Source organism: Salinicola sp. JS01 (genome assembly GCF_030284585.1).
Lineage (GTDB): Bacteria > Pseudomonadota > Gammaproteobacteria > Pseudomonadales > Halomonadaceae > Salinicola.
On sequence record NZ_CP127244.1, the window covers coordinates 3,067,993 to 3,083,347 of the forward strand.

Annotated in this window: 13 protein-coding genes and 3 tRNA genes; 7 read left to right on the top strand and 9 right to left on the bottom strand. The window is 67.4% G+C overall.

Features of this window, described 5'->3' with window-relative positions:
* Positions 1 to 77: 77 nt before the first annotated feature.
* Positions 78 to 746, bottom strand: coding sequence for a GntR family transcriptional regulator (locus tag QO259_RS14010; protein WP_502949152.1), 669 nt, complete (start codon positions 744 to 746; stop codon positions 78 to 80).
* A gap of 212 nt (positions 747 to 958) precedes the next feature.
* Between QO259_RS14010 and QO259_RS14015 the strand changes: the two genes are divergently transcribed.
* The 7 genes from QO259_RS14015 (at position 959) to QO259_RS14045 (ending at position 8,055) form a co-directional block, all read left to right on the top strand.
* Positions 959 to 2,587, top strand: coding sequence for a gamma-glutamyltransferase family protein (locus tag QO259_RS14015; RefSeq protein ID WP_285950423.1), 1,629 nt, complete (start codon positions 959 to 961; stop codon positions 2,585 to 2,587).
* A 2-nt stretch (positions 2,588 to 2,589) separates the two neighbouring features.
* On the top strand, positions 2,590 to 3,168 hold the full coding sequence (locus QO259_RS14020; protein ID WP_285952781.1) for a chromate transporter: 579 nt from the start codon (positions 2,590 to 2,592) through the stop codon (positions 3,166 to 3,168).
* Positions 3,165 to 3,695 (top strand): chromate transporter, encoded by a 531-nt coding sequence (locus tag QO259_RS14025; protein ID WP_035472583.1) that lies wholly within the window; start codon positions 3,165 to 3,167, stop codon positions 3,693 to 3,695. The genes QO259_RS14020 and QO259_RS14025 overlap by 4 nt, the downstream gene beginning before the upstream one ends.
* 100 nt (positions 3,696 to 3,795) lie before the next feature.
* Positions 3,796 to 4,818, top strand: a complete 1,023-nt coding sequence (locus tag QO259_RS14030; RefSeq protein ID WP_285950424.1) for a Bug family tripartite tricarboxylate transporter substrate binding protein — start codon at positions 3,796 to 3,798, stop codon at positions 4,816 to 4,818.
* Positions 4,815 to 5,345 carry a tripartite tricarboxylate transporter TctB family protein gene (locus QO259_RS14035; protein WP_285950425.1) on the top strand — a complete coding sequence of 177 codons (531 nt, stop codon included), beginning with the start codon at positions 4,815 to 4,817 and terminating at the stop codon, positions 5,343 to 5,345. The genes QO259_RS14030 and QO259_RS14035 overlap by 4 nt, the downstream gene beginning before the upstream one ends.
* Before the next feature lie 22 nt (positions 5,346 to 5,367).
* Entirely contained in the window at positions 5,368 to 6,876 is a 1,509-nt protein-coding gene (locus QO259_RS14040) for a tripartite tricarboxylate transporter permease (protein ID WP_285950426.1), read from the top strand.
* Positions 6,877 to 7,071: 195 nt separating this feature from the next.
* The gene (locus QO259_RS14045; RefSeq protein WP_285952782.1) at positions 7,072 to 8,055 is read left to right on the top strand and encodes a tRNA dihydrouridine synthase; all 984 of its coding nucleotides are present in this window, start codon (positions 7,072 to 7,074) and stop codon (positions 8,053 to 8,055) included.
* 140 nt (positions 8,056 to 8,195) lie between these two features.
* On the opposite strand, the gene QO259_RS14050 is transcribed toward QO259_RS14045, so the two are convergent.
* The 8 genes from QO259_RS14050 to recA all read right to left on the bottom strand — a co-directional run bounded on the left by QO259_RS14050 (position 8,196) and on the right by recA (position 15,334).
* Positions 8,196 to 8,272 (bottom strand) — tRNA-Arg (locus QO259_RS14050).
* Between the two features lie 59 nt (positions 8,273 to 8,331).
* Positions 8,332 to 8,408, bottom strand: a tRNA-Arg gene (locus QO259_RS14055).
* 96 nt (positions 8,409 to 8,504) lie between these two features.
* Positions 8,505 to 8,597: transfer RNA gene (locus tag QO259_RS14060), tRNA-Ser, on the bottom strand.
* Between the two features lie 212 nt (positions 8,598 to 8,809).
* On the bottom strand, positions 8,810 to 9,007 hold the full coding sequence (csrA, locus tag QO259_RS14065; RefSeq protein ID WP_035475538.1) for a carbon storage regulator CsrA: 198 nt from the start codon (positions 9,005 to 9,007) through the stop codon (positions 8,810 to 8,812).
* 229 nt (positions 9,008 to 9,236) lie between these two features.
* Positions 9,237 to 10,481, bottom strand: coding sequence for an aspartate kinase (locus QO259_RS14070; RefSeq protein WP_035475539.1), 1,245 nt, complete (start codon positions 10,479 to 10,481; stop codon positions 9,237 to 9,239).
* Between the two features lie 87 nt (positions 10,482 to 10,568).
* Complete coding sequence (gene alaS / locus QO259_RS14075) at positions 10,569 to 13,172, bottom strand: alanine--tRNA ligase (protein ID WP_207033024.1); 2,604 nt, start codon at positions 13,170 to 13,172, stop codon at positions 10,569 to 10,571.
* A 562-nt stretch (positions 13,173 to 13,734) separates the two neighbouring features.
* On the bottom strand, positions 13,735 to 14,190 hold the full coding sequence (locus QO259_RS14080; protein ID WP_285950427.1) for a regulatory protein RecX: 456 nt from the start codon (positions 14,188 to 14,190) through the stop codon (positions 13,735 to 13,737).
* Between the two features lie 73 nt (positions 14,191 to 14,263).
* On the bottom strand, positions 14,264 to 15,334 hold the full coding sequence (gene recA, locus QO259_RS14085) for a recombinase RecA (protein ID WP_285950428.1): 1,071 nt from the start codon (positions 15,332 to 15,334) through the stop codon (positions 14,264 to 14,266).
* Positions 15,335 to 15,355: the final 21 nt, after the last annotated feature.

A 15,355-nucleotide genomic window follows, 5' to 3' on the forward strand; every position in this document is an offset into this window, starting at 1 on the left:
CTCGCTGCAGGCGCCCGTATTTGCCACAGACGTTCATTCACTCGCCGCACGCGCCCATATTTGCCATGGGCGCCCGTTCATTCGCTGCAGGCGCTTTTGGCCACATCGTAGGAGAGCTGGATATGCGCGTGGATCAGCTCACGCGCCGCGGCGATCCCCCGCGCCAGCGCCAGCTCCACCAGCTCGGCGTGCTGCACGTCGAGCTGGGCGCGAAGATCCTGATGCGCCGGGGCCATGCGCCGGTAGCGATCGAACTGGTCATGCAACTGCTCGATGAAGCGCAAGAGCCACACCGAGCCGCAGGGTTCGAGCAGGCGCCGATGGAACTGCAGATGCATCTGTTCCCAGTGTTCGAGCGCATCGGGCTGCTCGTCGGCGCGCTTGAGTCGGTGAAAGGCCGCCAGCAGCTCCGCCTCCCACTGGGCATCACCATGGCGCAACGCCGCCTCCAGAGCCTGGACCTCGAACTGCTGGCGCAGCCCGGCGATATCGTCGAGCTCGCGGCGCTTCAGCGCCGGCACGCGAAAGCCGCGCTGGTTCTCCTGCGCCAGCAGCCCGTAGGCGGCGAGGCGGTTGAGCGCCTCGCGCAGCGGGCTCAGGCCCACCGCATAGGTCTCCCGGAGATGGCTGATCGCGAGCTTCTCGCCGGCGACGAAGCGTCCGCGAATCAGATCACGCTTGAGCGCGGCGTAGACCTGACTCGCCGCGGTGGTGGCATCCAGCGCCCTGGTCGGCGCCTGTCTCATGCTCATGCGGTGTCCTGCTGTCGATCCATGGCGTACTCCTCGGCCCGGTAGCGCTTGACCCTCGTACAAAATCGACGTCATAGTAAAAATCGATTTTTTCAGCATAACCGATCGTACCCCGTGTCGACCACGTGCTCGCACCACCGCAGCACCTCGCGGTGCCAACGCCAGGGTTACGAACCTCAACGACAAGAACCTTCGGGATCACCGCCATGAGCCTCGCCTTCGACCACAACAACCCCTACCCCTCGCGCCGCAGCGCGACCTACTCCCAGCGCGGCATGGTCGCCGCTTCGCAGCCCCAGGCCAGCCAGGCGGGGCGCGACATGCTGGCCCAGGGCGGCAACGCCGTGGATGCTGCGATCGCCACCGCCGCGGTGCTGAGCGTGGTCGAGCCCAGCGGCAACGGCATCGGCGGTGACGCCTTCGCGCTGGTGTGGATGGCAAGCGAAGGTGGCCGCGGTCAGCTCCACGGCCTCAACGCCAGCGGCCATGCGCCCGCCGCCCTGACCCCGGAGGCGGTGCGCGCGGCGGGCCACAGCGAGATGCCGCTGCACGGCTGGACGCCGGTCACGGTGCCGGGCACGCCGGCGGCCTGGGCAACCCTGTCGCAGCGCTTCGGCAAGCTCGACTTCGCCACCCTGCTGGCACCGGCGATCCGCATCGCCCGCGAGGGTTTCCCGGTATCACCGGTGATCAGCGCCCTGTGGCAGCGTGCCGAAGGCGAGTTCCGCGCCCGCGCCGACGATCCCGCGGTGGCGCCGTGGCTCGACGCCTTCGCGCCCCTGGGCCGTGCCCCACACCCCGGCGAGCTGCATCGCAACGAGGCCCAGGCGCGCACCCTGGAAGCGCTGGCCGAGAGCCACTGCGAGAGCTTCTACCGCGGTGCCCTGGCGCAGACCATCGACGCCTTCTCGCGCCGGACCGGCGGCTATCTGCGCGCCGAGGATCTGGCCGGCTACACCCCGGAGTGGGTCGAGCCGATCGCCGCCGACTATCGCGGCTACCAGGTGTGGGAGATTCCGCCCAACGGCCAGGGCATGGTGGCGCTGATGGCACTGCGGATGATGGAGGGCTTCGACCCCAGCGTGCGCGACGATCCCGAGCTGCTGCACCGCCAGATCGAGGCGATGAAGCTCGCCTATACCGACGGCCACCACCACATCACCGATGGCGGCCACATGCGCACCAGCGTGGCGGCACTGCTCAGCGACGCCTACGCCGACACCCGCCGGCGCCTGATCGGCGCCACCGCCATCGACCCCGAGCCGGGCCAGCCCCAGGCCGGCGGCACGGTCTATCTGGCCACCGCGGACGCCGACGGCAACATGGTCTCCTACATCCAGAGCAACTATCACGGCTTCGGCTCCGGCGTGGTGGTGCCGGACACCGGTATCTCGCTGCAGAACCGCGGCCACGGCTTCAGCCTCGATGCCGACCACGTCAACGTGCTCGCCCCCGGCAAGCGCACCTTCCACACCATCATTCCCGGCTTTATCAGCCGCGACGGTATCGGCCTGGGGCCGTTCGGGGTGATGGGCGGCTTCATGCAGCCACAGGGACATATGCAGGTGGTGATGAATCTGATCGACTACGGGCTCAACCCGCAGGCAGCGCTGGACGCCCCGCGCTGGCAGTGGATGGGCGAGCGTCAGGTGGGTATCGAGCCCGGCTATCCGCTGCATCTGGTGCGTGACATGGCCGCGCGCGGCCATCAGGTCTCGCTGGCGATCGACAGCACCAGCTACGGCCGCGGCCAGATCATCCTGCGCCACCCCGACACCGGGGTCTACTGCGGCGGCACCGAGCCGCGCACCGACTCCAGCATCGCGGTGCTATGACCATGCGGACTCAGGGCATACGCACCCAGTGGCAACTGTTTCTCGCCTTCCTGCGCGTCGGCCTGCTCGGCTTCGGCGGTGGTCCTTCGATGATCCCGCTGGTGCGGGCCGAAGTGGTCACCCGCTACGCGTGGATGGATGACGCCGAATTCGGCGACGTGCTGGCCATCGGCAACACCCTGCCGGGGCCGATCGCGACCAAGATGGCCGGCTATATCGGCTATCGGGTCGGCGGCCTCGGCGGCTGCGTGATCGCCGTGCTGGCCCAGATCCTGCCCTGCATCGTGGCCATGGTGGCGCTGCTGGGGCTGTTCACCCGCTACCGCGACCAGCGCTGGATCGAGGGCATGAGCCAGGGCGTGGTGCCGGTGGTGATGGTGATGATGGCGCAGCTGACCTGGGACTTCTGGCAGAAGTCCCGGGGCGCGCTGGGCTGGATCGCCAGCCTGATCATGGGCGCGGTCGCCGGCGGGCTGATCTACGGGCTCGACATCCATCCGGGCCTGGTGATCGGCGCCATCCTGATCGCGGCGCTGCTGCGCCCGGAGCGTAACCGGCGGCGCAAGGAGGCCAGCTCATGATCTATTGGGAGCTGTTTCTGGCGTTCTTCATCCCCAACATCGTCGGCTACGGCGGCGGCCCGGCGATCATCCCACTGATCGAGAACGAGGTAGTCGGCCGCTACGGCTGGATGACCTCGCAGCAGTTCGCCGAGACCCTGGCACTGGGCAATACCCTACCCAGCCCGATCGCCACCAAGATGGCCGGCTATATCGGCTATGACGTCGCCGGCATCGGTGGCAGCGCGATCGCCACCTTCGCCACCGTGGCGCCGTCGCTGCTTTTGATGCTGGTGGCGCTGGGCACCCTCTACCGCTACCGCGACTCGATCAAGGTGAAGTCGATGAGCCAGTGGGTGCGCCCGGTGATCATGGTGCTGATGGCCTATCTCACATGGTCGTTCGCCGCCGAAGGCGTGGACAACGCCGGCTGGCTGCACGTGGCGATCATCGGCGCCGCGGCCACGCTGCTGCTGTGGCGCTTCAAGCTTCACCCGATCTGGGCGGTGCTGCTCGGACTCATCTATGGAGGACTACTGCTCGGCTGACCCGGCCGCCCCGGTGATCGCAGCACGCGCACCGGTCTACAACGACAATCTGCGCTAGACGACATTCGACGCCATTCCAATGCCAATAAAGGACGATTCGATGTTCACTCGACCGATCAAGACCTCCGCCGGTGCGCGCCGGCGCTTCCGCGCCAGCGCCGCCATCGCCTCTCTCGTCACCGGATTGGGACTGGGCTCGCTAGGACTGGGCATGCTCGGCGCCAGCCCCGCCGCCCAGGCCGACGACTACCCAGATCATGCGATCGAATTCATCGTGCCGTGGTCACCCGGCGGCGGCAGCGATGCCTTGATGCGCGTGATCTCCAACGCCGCCGAGCAGTACCTCGGCCAGCCGCTGCCGGTGATCAACATGCCCGGGGTCAGCGGCACCCTGGGGCTGAAGGCACTGGCCCAGAAAGCGCCCGACGGCTATACCCTGGGTCAGATCCACGAGGGGCTGATGGCGGCCCACGCCACCGGGCTCACCCCGCTCGACTGGGACGATTTCCAGCCGATCGCCTCGCTGGCCTCGTCGCCCCAGTATCTGGTGGTCAACGCCGATAGCGGCTGGGAGACCTTTGCCGACTTCGCCGCCTACGCCAAGGCCAACCCCGGCAAGGTGCGCTTCGGTGCCACCCTCGGCGGCATTCCCCACGTCCACGGCGCGATGATCGAGGACGCCATCGGCACATCCTTCCGCTACGTCGGCTATGAAGGCACCGGGGCGCGCATCCGCGGCCTGGTGGGCGGTCATATCGACGCCGCGATCGGCGATATCTCCTCCTCGCTGGGCTTCGTCGACAACGGCGACCTGCGCTTTCTCGCCGTGGGCACCCCCCAGCGGCCGGCACAGACTCCGGACGTGCCCACCTTCAAGGAGCTCGGCTATCCCGGCCTCAAGCTGAGCATCAACCGTGGCATCGTCGCCCCCAAGGGGATCGACCCGGCCAAGGTGGAGACGCTGGCGGCGGACTTCGAGGCGATGTCGAAAGCCCCCGCTTTCATCGACAAGATGCGCGCGCTCGGCGCCGGGGTCGATTTCATGGGCCCTGGCGCCTACGCCGACTACCTGGCCGAGGTCGACGACACCGTCCAGCGTCTCTCCGGCAAGCTGGCCCGATGAGCGCCGACAATCCATCGGCCGCCGCCCCCACTGGGCCGGCGGCCGACGGCACCCGTGGCGCGGTGCTGGCCAACCTGCTGTTCAATCTTGCCCTGGCCGCGCTGTTCACGGCGCTGTTCATCGATGCCGGCGAGCTGCCGTCATCGATGTGGGAGCCGCTGGGCGCGGGCGCCTTTCCGCGCCTGGTGCTGGGCGCGTTGATCCTGTTCAACCTGGCTTTGGCGCTGCAGGCAGCCATGGCGCTGGGCCACGCCCCACGCGGCGGGGGCACTCTCGCCTGGCTCTATCAGCGGCGGTTGGCCTTCGCCACCCTGGCGGCGTTCGCGCTCTATGCGCTGGCGATGCCGTGGCTCGGCTTTCCGCTCGCCTCGCTGAGCTTCCTGCTCGCGGTGCAGTGGCTGCTCGGCGCCCGGCGCGGGCGACGCCTGCTGGTGGCGGCAGTGGTCGCGGTGGCCTTTGGTCTGGGCCTCCATCTGCTGTTCGGCCAGGTCTTCCAGATCCCGCTACCCGCCGGGCGGCTTTGGTAGCCCGACAACGAGAGACACGCGCATGCCAATGACCGATGCTCTGCTGTCGAGCGTGGAACAGCTGTTTTCGCTGGCGACCCTGATCAGCATGCTGATCGGCGTCGTCGCCGGGGTGATCGCCGCCGCCATCCCCGGCTTCACCGTGACCATGGCGATCGTGCTGACGCTGCCGGTGACCTTCAGCATGCCGCCGCTGCAGGGCGTGGCGACGATGCTGGCGGTGTATGTCGGCGGCTGCTCCGGCGGGCTGATCAGTGCCGCCCTGCTGGGTATCCCCGGCACCCCCTCGTCGGTGGCGACCACCTTCGACGCCTACCCCATGGCCCGCGGCGGCGAGCCCGGCCGCGCCCTGGGCCTGGGCATCTGGGCCTCGTTCTTCGGCGCGCTGATCAGCGCCCTGGTGCTGATCGTGGCGGCCCCGCCGCTGGCGCTGATCGCGGTCAAGCTGGGGCCGTGGGAGTACTTCTCGCTGATCCTGTTCGCCATCACCGTGGTCGCCAGCCTGGTCGGCCGCTCGATTCTCAAGGGGCTGATGATGAGCCTGCTGGGGCTGTTCGTGGCGACCGTGGGGCCCGATCCGATGATGGGCGTGCCGCGCTTCACCTTCGATCTCGACCTGCTCGCCGCGGGCCTGCCCTTTCTGGTGGTGCTGATCGGGATCTTCGCGGTCAGCCAGCTCGCCGGCGAGGTGGAAAACCCGGACGAGCTGCGCCAGGGCCAGGCGCTGATCCAGGGGCGCCTCACGGTCAGGCCGCTGGTGGTGATGCGCGAGGTGCTGTCGCGCCCGCTCAACCTGCTGCGCTCGTCGCTGGTGGGGGTGGTGATCGGCGCGGTCCCCGGCGCCGGGGGCAGCATCGCCAATCTGATCGCCTACGACCAGGCAAAGCGCGCCTCCAAGACCCCGGAGCGCTTCGGCACCGGGATCGCCGACGGCGTGGTCGCCTCGGAGTCGGGCAACTCCGCCACCGCCGGCGGCGGGCTGATCCCGATGATCGCACTGGGGATCCCCGGCAGCGCGGTGGATGCGGTACTGATGGCGGCGCTGATGGTGCAGGGGATCAGCGTCGGGCCGCGGCTGATCATGGACAACCCCGACCTGGTCTACGGCATGTTCCTGGCGATGTTCCTCGCCGCCGGCATGGTGCTGGTGTTCTGCCTGCTCAGCCTGCGCTGGTTCTTGCGTATCACCGAGATTCCCAAGTCGATCATCGTGCCGGTGGTGCTGGTGTGCTGCGCGGTGGGCGCACTGGCGCTCAACAACCGGGTGACCGATCTCTATCTGCTGATCGGGGTGGGGCTGTTCGGCTATCTGCTGGCCAAGCTCGACTATCCGCTGGCGCCGCTGGTGCTGGGGGTGATCCTGGGGCCGATCGCCGAGACCAACCTGCGCCGTGCGCTGATGGCCGACGAGAGCTGGACGCTGTTCTTCACCCGCCCGATCTCGCTGGCGCTGCTGGTGCTGGCCGCACTCTCGGTGGCGTTCAGCGTGCGCCGGGTGCTGCGCGACAGACACCGCGCCGCCGCCCGCTGAGCGCCGCGCCCCCGGCTCGACCCGCCCGCCGGGGGCGCTTCATCGGGGCATGGCATACCGCCACGGTTGTGCTAGTTTAGCGCCCGCCAGATCCTTGGAGGCCACATGGCACGACACCCCTTTTCCGCCCCCTCTCACGCCGCCACCGATGCTCCCATGGATGCCACCCCGCGCGGGCGTCTCGGTCTGGCGCCCATGGAGGGCGTGATCGACGCCGATACCCGGGCGCTGCTCAGCGCCGATGGCGCGCTGGACTGGTGCGTCACCGAGTTCGTGCGCGTGGTCGATGCGCGTCTGCCACCGCGGGTCTTCCTGCGCCACTGCCCGGAGCTGGCCGAGGCCGATGCAGCGGGGCCACAGACCCCGACCGCGACCCCGGTGACGCTGCAGCTGCTCGGCTCCGACCCGGCCGCCCTGGCCGCCAATGCCGAGCAGGCGATCGCCCTGGGCGCCACCCGGCTCGATCTCAACTTCGGCTGCCCGGCCAAGACGGTCAATCGCCACGATGGCGGCGCCTCGCTGCTGCGTACGCCGGCGCGCGTGGCGCGGGCGGTGGCGGCAGTCGCCGAAGTGGCTGCCGCTCGTGGCGCCACGGTGAGCGCCAAGCTGCGCCTGGGCTTCGACGACCGCCGGGTGGCGCTGGCCTGCGCGCTGGCCGCCGAGGACGGCGGTGCCCACGAGCTGGTGGTGCATGCGCGCACCCGGCGCGAGGGTTACCGCCCGCCGGCGCACTGGGAGTGGGTCGCCAGGATTCGCGCCGCCGTCGACGTACCGGTGGTGGTCAACGGCGATATCTGGACGCTCGAGGCGTACTGGCAGGCGCGGACGCTCTCCGGCTGCGCCGACGTCATGCTCGGCCGCGGCATGCTCGCCGACCCCTGGCTGGCGCGCCGCATCCGCCACTGGCAGGCGAGCGGCGGCGAGCGCCTGGCGACGACGCCCTGGGCGGCCCGCGCCGAGGTGCTGTGCCGCTACGCCGCGCGCAAGCAGGCAGCGGGCATGGCGGAGAAATTCATCGTCGCGCTGCTCAAGCAGTGGCTCAACATCATGCGCGGACGCGACGCCGAGGCCGCCGCGCGTTTCACCGCGCTGCGCCGGGAGACCGCGCTGGCGCCGCTGCTGGCCGGCCTGGCACAGCCGGCGCTGAGCGAACCCGCCCCGGCCACGGCGCTGGTATAAGACGCTGGCGGGCACCCGCCACGTTGGCCGCCCGCCTTGCCGGCGCGACCTCCTCGGCGCTTCCCGCCATGCGCTTGCAGATGCTGCGCGACACGCAAACGAAAACACCCGCATGCCGAAGCATGCGGGTGTCATCTGTATGGCGCGCCCGGGAGGATTCGAACCTCCGACCACCTGATTCGTAGTCAGGTACTCTATCCAGCTGAGCTACGGGCGCTTGAAATCGTTCGAGACGTCAGGTCTCTGGTACTGCTGCGCGACACTGCTTCAAGTGAGTGGCGCGCCCGGGAGGATTCGAACCTCCGACCACCTGATTCGTAGTCAGGTACTCTATCCAGCTGAGCTACGGGCGCTTGTCACTGACTCTGTCGCGAGTCGCAGGCGATGCCTGAGCTATCGCTGCGTTTGTCGATCCTTGCCGTGACTCTCGGGTCGAACCCAAAGGTCAATGGCGGAGAGGGAGGGATTCGAACCCTCGATGAGGCTATAAACCCCATACTCCCTTAGCAGGGGAGCGCCTTCAGCCACTCGGCCACCTCTCCCTGATCGACGGCGCGTAGGTTACCCATTTCGCCGGGGCTTGTCCAGTCGAAGCCCAAACTTTTTTCCAAAAAAACCTCAAAGGATGAACGGGTTACCGCGAGAGGCGAGGCGTAGCGTGGGATAGAGAGCGTCGAGGAGTGTTCCGAGACGAGCCCGAGCCGATAAAGGGGACGACTTCACCAGCCCAGACGGTTCCAGTATGCGCGCTGCGCTATACGCCGGGACCGCCATCTTCGTCTTCGGATTTCTCACGCTGGATGCGCTGATAGATCTCTTCGCGATGGACGGCCACATCCTTGGGCGCATTGACGCCGATGCGCACCTGATTCCCTTTCACTCCCAGGACGGTGACGGTGATATCGTCGCCGATCATGAGAGTCTCTCCCACTCGACGGGTCAGGATGAGCATTGTCTGATCTCCTTCTCAGGGCCTTCTTCCATTCTCGGGTCACGCTCTCGGGCCGCTTGCGGCGGTCGCTCACCGCCCGAGGAGCGATTATGCGTCATAAGGCCTACCAGGCCAATGACGCCGTTCCATGACAACCCTCGGCTACGTTGAAGAAGCGCTCGCTTCCTTTCACTTCGTCCAACTCACCCTAAGCGTAGAACGCCTGAGACATTCTTGAAGGTTTATTCGGTTATTCGCTTTGGATGCTGTCTTTGTCGAGGCCGAAGGCGGTGTGGAGCGCGCGCACGGCGAGTTCCATCGTCTTCTCGTCGATGACCACGGAGATCTTGATTTCGGAGGTCGAGACCATGCGGATATTGATGTTCTCCTCGGCCAGCACGCGGAACATCTTGGACGCCACACCGGCGTGCGAACGCATGCCCACGCCGACCAGCGAGACCTTGGCGATGTTGTCGTCGCCGCGCAGCTCACCGCCGCCCAGTGCCGGGATGACGTCATCCTGCAGGATGCGCATGGTCTGCTTGTAGTCGCCCTTGCCCACGGTGAAGGTGAAGTCGGTGTAGTCGCCGGTCGGCGCCACGTTCTGCACGATCATGTCGACTTCGATATTGGCATCGGCGATCGGGCCGAGAATGCGCGACGCGACCCCGGGAACGTCGGGGGTGTTGAGCAGCGTCAGCTTGGCTTCGTTGGCGGTGAAGGCGATACCGGAGATCAGCGGTTCTTCCATCGATTCGATTTCCTCGTCTGCCACGATCAGCGTGCCGGGCCCTTCCTCGAAGCTCGACAGCACGCGAAGCGGTACATTGTATTTGCCGGCGAACTCCACCGAACGGATCTGCAGCACCTTGGAGCCGAGACTGGCCAGCTCGATCATCTCCTCGACGGTGATGCGCTCCAGGCGCTGCGCCTTGGAGCAGACCCGCGGGTCGGTGGTGTAGACCCCGTCGACGTCGGTGTAGATCTGGCACTCGTCGGCGCCCAGAGCCGCGGCCAGCGCCACGCCGGTGGTGTCGGAGCCGCCGCGACCGAGGGTGGTGATGTTGCCCTCTTCGTCGACCCCCTGGAAACCGGCGACCACGACGACCTGACCCTCGGCCAGATCTTCCTTGAGGTCGTCGGTCTCAATGCGCTGGATACGCGCCTTGGTGTGCGCGCTGTCGGTGCGGATACCCACCTGCGCCCCGGTGTAGGAAGTGGCCGGTACGCCCAGCTGATGCAGGGCCATGGCCAGCAGCGAGATGGTGACCTGCTCGCCGGTGGAGACCAGCATGTCCATTTCGCGCGGGGTGGGGTCCTCGTTGATCTGGCTGGCGAGATCGATCAGGCGATTGGTTTCGCCGCTCATCGCGGAGACCACCACCACGATCTGATGACCGTCGTCACGGAAGCGTTTGACCTTCTCCGCGACCGCCTTGATCCGCTCGACGGTGCCCACCGAGGTCCCACCAAACTTTTGTACGTATAGCGCCATGAGTCTGTTCGTCACTCCCTAGCGTTGTGGGCCGCCCTGGGATGGCGGCCACATGTATGTCGGTTCCACCCAAATGCGTATGTCGATTCAGCCCAGCTGTTCGGCCACCCACGCATGCACGCTGTCGAGCGCCTGGGGCAGCTGGCTCGGGTCGCTGCCGCCGGCCTGCGCCATGTCGGCACGCCCGCCGCCCTTGCCGCCGACCTGGGCCGCCACGTGGTTGACCAGTTCCCCCGCCTTCAGCCGCCCGGTGAGGTCGTCGGTGACCCCAGCGATGAGGCTGACCTTGCCTTCCTGCGCGGCGCCGAGCACCAGCACGCCGGAACCCAGTTTCTGCTTGAGCTGGTCGTGCAGGCCGCGCAGCTCCTTGCCACCCACCCCTTCGATACGCGTGGCGAGTACGCGCACCCCGGCGACCTCGCGCACGGCGTCGAGCAGCTCGTTGCCGGCCGCGCTGGCCACTTTGGCCTTGAGCCGCTCGAGCTCCTTCTCCAGCGTGCGCTGGCGCTCGAGCACGCTGTCCAGACGCTCGACCACCTGCTCCGGGCGCGCCTTGAGACGTTCGCCCACGGCGTTGAGCTGGCGCTCCTGGGCATCGAACCAGGCCAGGGCCCCTTCCCCCGTGACCGCCTCGATGCGCCGCACGCCGGCGGCGGTGCCGGACTCGGCGACGATATGGAACGGCCCGATATCGCCGGTACGCGCCACGTGGGTGCCGCCACACAGTTCGATCGAGAAGCCGTCGCTGCCGATGGTGAGCACGCGCACGGCGTCGGCGTACTTGGCCTCGAACAGCGCCCGCGCGCCCTTGGCCTTGGCCTGATCGAGAGTCATCTGCTCGGTCTGGGTCGGGGCGTTGGCCAGAATCTCAGCGTTGACGATGCGGGTGATTTCCGCCAGTTGATTCGGCGTCACCGGCTCGAAGTGGCTGAAGTCGAAGCGTAAACGCTCAGCGCTCACCAGCGACCCTTTCTGCTGCACGTGGTCGCCCAGGGTGCGGCGCAGCGCTTCGTGCAGCAGGTGGGTAGCGGAGTGATTGCGCATGGTGGCCTGACGCAGCGAGGCATCGACCTGCGGCGCGAGCGTCTGTCCCACGCTCAGTTCGCCCTCGAGCAGCACGCCCTCGTGCAGGTGGTGACCCGCCTGCTTGCGCGTGTCGGTGACCTGGAAGCGGGCGCCGTCGCCGTGCAGATAGCCGGTATCGCCGACCTGGCCGCCGGACTCGGCGTAGAACGGCGTGCGGTCGAGCACCACCACGCCTTTCTGGCCCGCTTCGAGGCGCTCGCGCTCGTTGCCCTGGGCGTCGACGATCGCGGTCACCCGGGCCTGATCCTCGAGCCGGTCGTAGCCGGTGAACTCGGTGCTGCCCTCGAGATTCAGCGCGGCCTCGTAGTCGCCACCGAACTGGCTGGCGGCGCGGGCGCGCTGGCGCTGCGCTTCCAGCTCGCGCTCGAAGCCGGCCTCGTCGAGGGTCACGCCGCGCTCGCGGCAGACATCGGCGGTCAGGTCATAGGGGAAGCCGTAGGTGTCGTAGAGCTTGAACACGGTCTCGCCCGGGAGCACGTCGCCGTCGAGATCGGCGAGCGCCGCCTCGAGCAGCCCCATGCCGTGGTCCAGCGTCCGCGCGAACTGCTCTTCTTCCTTGAGCAGCACGCGTTCGATCTGCTCGCGCGCCTGGCGCAGCTCCGGGTAGGCCTCGCCCATCTCGGCATCGAGCGCCGCCACCAGCTTGTGGAAGAAGGTGCCACTGGCGCCGAGCTTGTGGCCGTGGCGGATGGCACGGCGGATGATCCGACGCAGCACGTAGCCGCGCCCCTCGTTGGAGGGCAGTACGCCATCGACGATCAAGAAGGCACAGGAGCGGATGTGGTCGGCGATCACGCGCAGCGACGGCGTGGTGGTATCGGCATGGCCGGTGACCTCGGCGGCAGCTGCCAGCAGCGCCTGGAACAGATCGATCTCGTAGTTGGAGTGCACGCCCTGCATCACCGCCGCCATGCGCTCCAGGCCCATGCCGGTATCGATCGACGGCTTGGGCAGCGGGTGCAGCTCGCCGCTGGCATCGCGGTCGAACTGCATGAAGACCAGATTCCACACCTCGATGTAGCGGTCGCCGTCTTCTTCCGGGCTTCCCGGCGGGCCGCCCCACACTTCAGGGCCGTGGTCGTAGAAGATCTCCGAGCACGGGCCGCACGGGCCGGTGTCGCCCATCTGCCAGAAGTTGTCCTCGTCGAGTCGCGACAGCCGCGCCGGGTCGACCCCGATCTCGTCGACCCAGATGGTCGCCGCCTCGTCGTCGCTGTGGTGCACGGTGACCCACAGGCGCTCCTTGGGCAGCCCCAGCACCTCGGTGATGAAGGTCCAGGCAAAGCGAATGGCATCGGCCTTGAAGTAGTCGCCGAAGCTGAAGTTGCCCATCATCTCGAAGAAGGTGTGGTGACGCGCGGTATAGCCGACGTTGTCGAGGTCGTTGTGCTTGCCACCGGCGCGCACGCAGCGCTGGGCCGAGGTCGCTCGCACATAGGGCCGCGGGTCGCGCCCCAGGAACACATCCTTGAACGGCACCATGCCGGCGTTGGTGAAGAGCAGGGTCGGGTCGTTTTCCGGCACCAGAGAGGCAGAAGGCACGATGGTGTGTCCGCGCTCCTCGAAGTAGTTCAGGAAAGCCTGTCTGATAGCTGCGCTTTTCATAAACAATCCGTAGCGAGAGTCCGTGGCAAAAATCCGTGACGACGGATCTTGGCGAAAGTCCGTGACGATAGGCGTGCCCACGGCGGCAAACGGACCACGTGGCGACGCGCAGACGGCCGTCTCGGCAGCGATGTGCTGCTCCTGCGGCCATCGCAAGGCGCGTTAGTATAACGTGGTCGACTGTGAGTCTGTCGAGTGCGACACCCATGTCGCCGACATTCGCCGCCCTCGGGCGAATCGGACCACCCGATCCGGTAACGCCAGACCAGGTCTGCACGAGACGCGTGTCATGGATGACATCGGAACGGGAAAAGGACGCAAGAGAGCTGGGAAAGCGGGAGCAGGTGAGGAGAACTGGGGAAGATGAAGCCGGGAAAAATGGGCTGATGGGAAGCGCGGAAAGAGGACAGGAAAAGAGAAGCGCGTGCCGCGGGCGCAACGAGGAAAGCGCGGCTGTGAAGCGCCAGGGTGAGAAGTCTCGCAGTCCGGTGCGCTACGCTGACAGCGCGACGCACCAGGGGTGCCGCCAGGCTCGGCAAGGTCGAAGATAAAGCCCGAGAGCTCAATCCTCCCAGGCGTGGCGCATGGCGTGGCGCACCTGATCGAAGCCGAACCCGCGTCCGGCCAGGAAGCGTTCGCGCTTGGCCCGCTCACGGGGCGTGCTGCCGGGCCCGGAGAAGCGCTTGGCCAGGGCCTGACACGCCAGGTCCTGCCAGTCCGGCGCCTCCGCCTCGAGGGCCAGCGCCGCCAGGGCGTCGTCGATGCCGCGCTGAGCCAGATCGCCGCGAATCCGCACCGGGCCGTGACCGAGCTGCACCCGGGAACGCACGAAGATCTCGGCGAAGCGAGTATCGGACTGCAGCCCGTCCGCCGCCAGCGCGTCCAGCGTGACGGCGATCTCATCACGCTCGACGCCCTTGGCCGCCAGACGCTGTTCGAGCTCGGCGCGACTGTACTCGCGGCGTGCCAGCAGGGCGATCGCCCGCTCCCGGGGCGGGATCTCCGCAGCGTCAGCCATGGCGTGTTCTCCTCCTCGGCAACGCCCTGAACATCGGGCGCGTCTTCAACCCAACCGCCTGCCCCGCCTCGCGCTACAGCAGCGAGTCGTTGGCGTCGTCGGTGGCCGCGGCTTCCGTTTCCTTCTCCTTGTCCTTCTCCTTGGGCGCGGCAACGGCCAGCAGCTGGGCGCGAATCTGATCCTCGATCTCGGTCATGATCGCCGGATTCTCTTCCAGGTACTGGGCCGCATTGGCCTTGCCCTGGCCGATCTTGCTGCCCTTGTAGCTGTACCAGGCACCGGCCTTGTCGACCAGGCTGCACTGCACGCCCAGGTCGATCACCTCGCCGGCATGGTAGATGCCCTTGCCGTAGAGAATCTGGAACTCGGACTGGCGGAACGGCGGCGCCACCTTGTTCTTGACCACCTTGACCCGGGTCTCGTTACCGGTGACCTCGTCACCCTGCTTGACCGAGCCGATGCGGCGAATGTCGAGACGCACGCTGGAGTAGAACTTCAGCGCGTTACCGCCGGTGGTGGTCTCGGGGCTGCCGAACATCACCCCGATCTTCATGCGGATCTGGTTGATGAACACCACCATGCAGTTGGCGTTCTTGATGTTGCCGGTGATCTTGCGCAGTGCCTGCGACATCAAACGTGCCTGCAGGCCGACGTGGGAGTCGCCCATCTCGCCCTCGATCTCGGCGCGCGGGGTGAGCGCCGCCACCGAGTCGATGATGATGACGTCGACACCGCCGGAGCGCACCAGCATGTCGCAGATCTCCAGCGCCTGCTCGCCGGTGTCCGGCTGCGACACCAGCAGCTGGTCGAGGTCGACCCCCAGCTTCTCGGCGTAGCTCGGATCGAGCGCGTGCTCGGCGTCGATGAAGGCGCAGGTCTTGCCCTGCTTCTGCGCCTGGGCGATCACCGACAGGGTCAGGGTGGTCTTGCCCGAGGATTCAGGGCCGAAGATCTCGACCACGCGGCCGTAGGGCAGACCGCCCACCCCAAGGGCGATATCCAACCCCAGCGAGCCGGTCGAGACCACCGGGATGGCGGTGCGCGGCGTATCGCCCAGACGCATCACGGTGCCTTTGCCGAATTGGCGGTCGATCTGCGACAAAGCCGCGCTGAGTGCCTTGCTGCGATTTTCGTCCTGTGCCATGAAAGTCTCCTGTGAGTGCGT

What these genes read in the sequence shown, in the direction of transcription:
- QO259_RS14010 (WP_502949152.1), bottom strand. Translation starts at nt 746, where the DNA reads ATGAGACAGGCGCCGACCAGGGCGCTGGATGCCACCACCGCGGCGAGT.
- QO259_RS14015 (WP_285950423.1), top strand. Translation starts at nt 959, where the DNA reads ATGAGCCTCGCCTTCGACCACAACAACCCCTACCCCTCGCGCCGCAGC.
- QO259_RS14020 (WP_285952781.1), top strand. Translation starts at nt 2,590, where the DNA reads ATGCGGACTCAGGGCATACGCACCCAGTGGCAACTGTTTCTCGCCTTC.
- QO259_RS14025 (WP_035472583.1), top strand. Translation starts at nt 3,165, where the DNA reads ATGATCTATTGGGAGCTGTTTCTGGCGTTCTTCATCCCCAACATCGTC.
- QO259_RS14030 (WP_285950424.1), top strand. Translation starts at nt 3,796, where the DNA reads ATGTTCACTCGACCGATCAAGACCTCCGCCGGTGCGCGCCGGCGCTTC.
- QO259_RS14035 (WP_285950425.1), top strand. Translation starts at nt 4,815, where the DNA reads ATGAGCGCCGACAATCCATCGGCCGCCGCCCCCACTGGGCCGGCGGCC.
- QO259_RS14040 (WP_285950426.1), top strand. Translation starts at nt 5,368, where the DNA reads ATGCCAATGACCGATGCTCTGCTGTCGAGCGTGGAACAGCTGTTTTCG.
- QO259_RS14045 (WP_285952782.1), top strand. Translation starts at nt 7,072, where the DNA reads ATGGAGGGCGTGATCGACGCCGATACCCGGGCGCTGCTCAGCGCCGAT.
- csrA (WP_035475538.1), bottom strand. Translation starts at nt 9,007, where the DNA reads ATGCTCATCCTGACCCGTCGAGTGGGAGAGACTCTCATGATCGGCGAC.
- QO259_RS14070 (WP_035475539.1), bottom strand. Translation starts at nt 10,481, where the DNA reads ATGGCGCTATACGTACAAAAGTTTGGTGGGACCTCGGTGGGCACCGTC.
- alaS (WP_207033024.1), bottom strand. Translation starts at nt 13,172, where the DNA reads ATGAAAAGCGCAGCTATCAGACAGGCTTTCCTGAACTACTTCGAGGAG.
- QO259_RS14080 (WP_285950427.1), bottom strand. Translation starts at nt 14,190, where the DNA reads ATGGCTGACGCTGCGGAGATCCCGCCCCGGGAGCGGGCGATCGCCCTG.
- recA (WP_285950428.1), bottom strand. Translation starts at nt 15,334, where the DNA reads ATGGCACAGGACGAAAATCGCAGCAAGGCACTCAGCGCGGCTTTGTCG.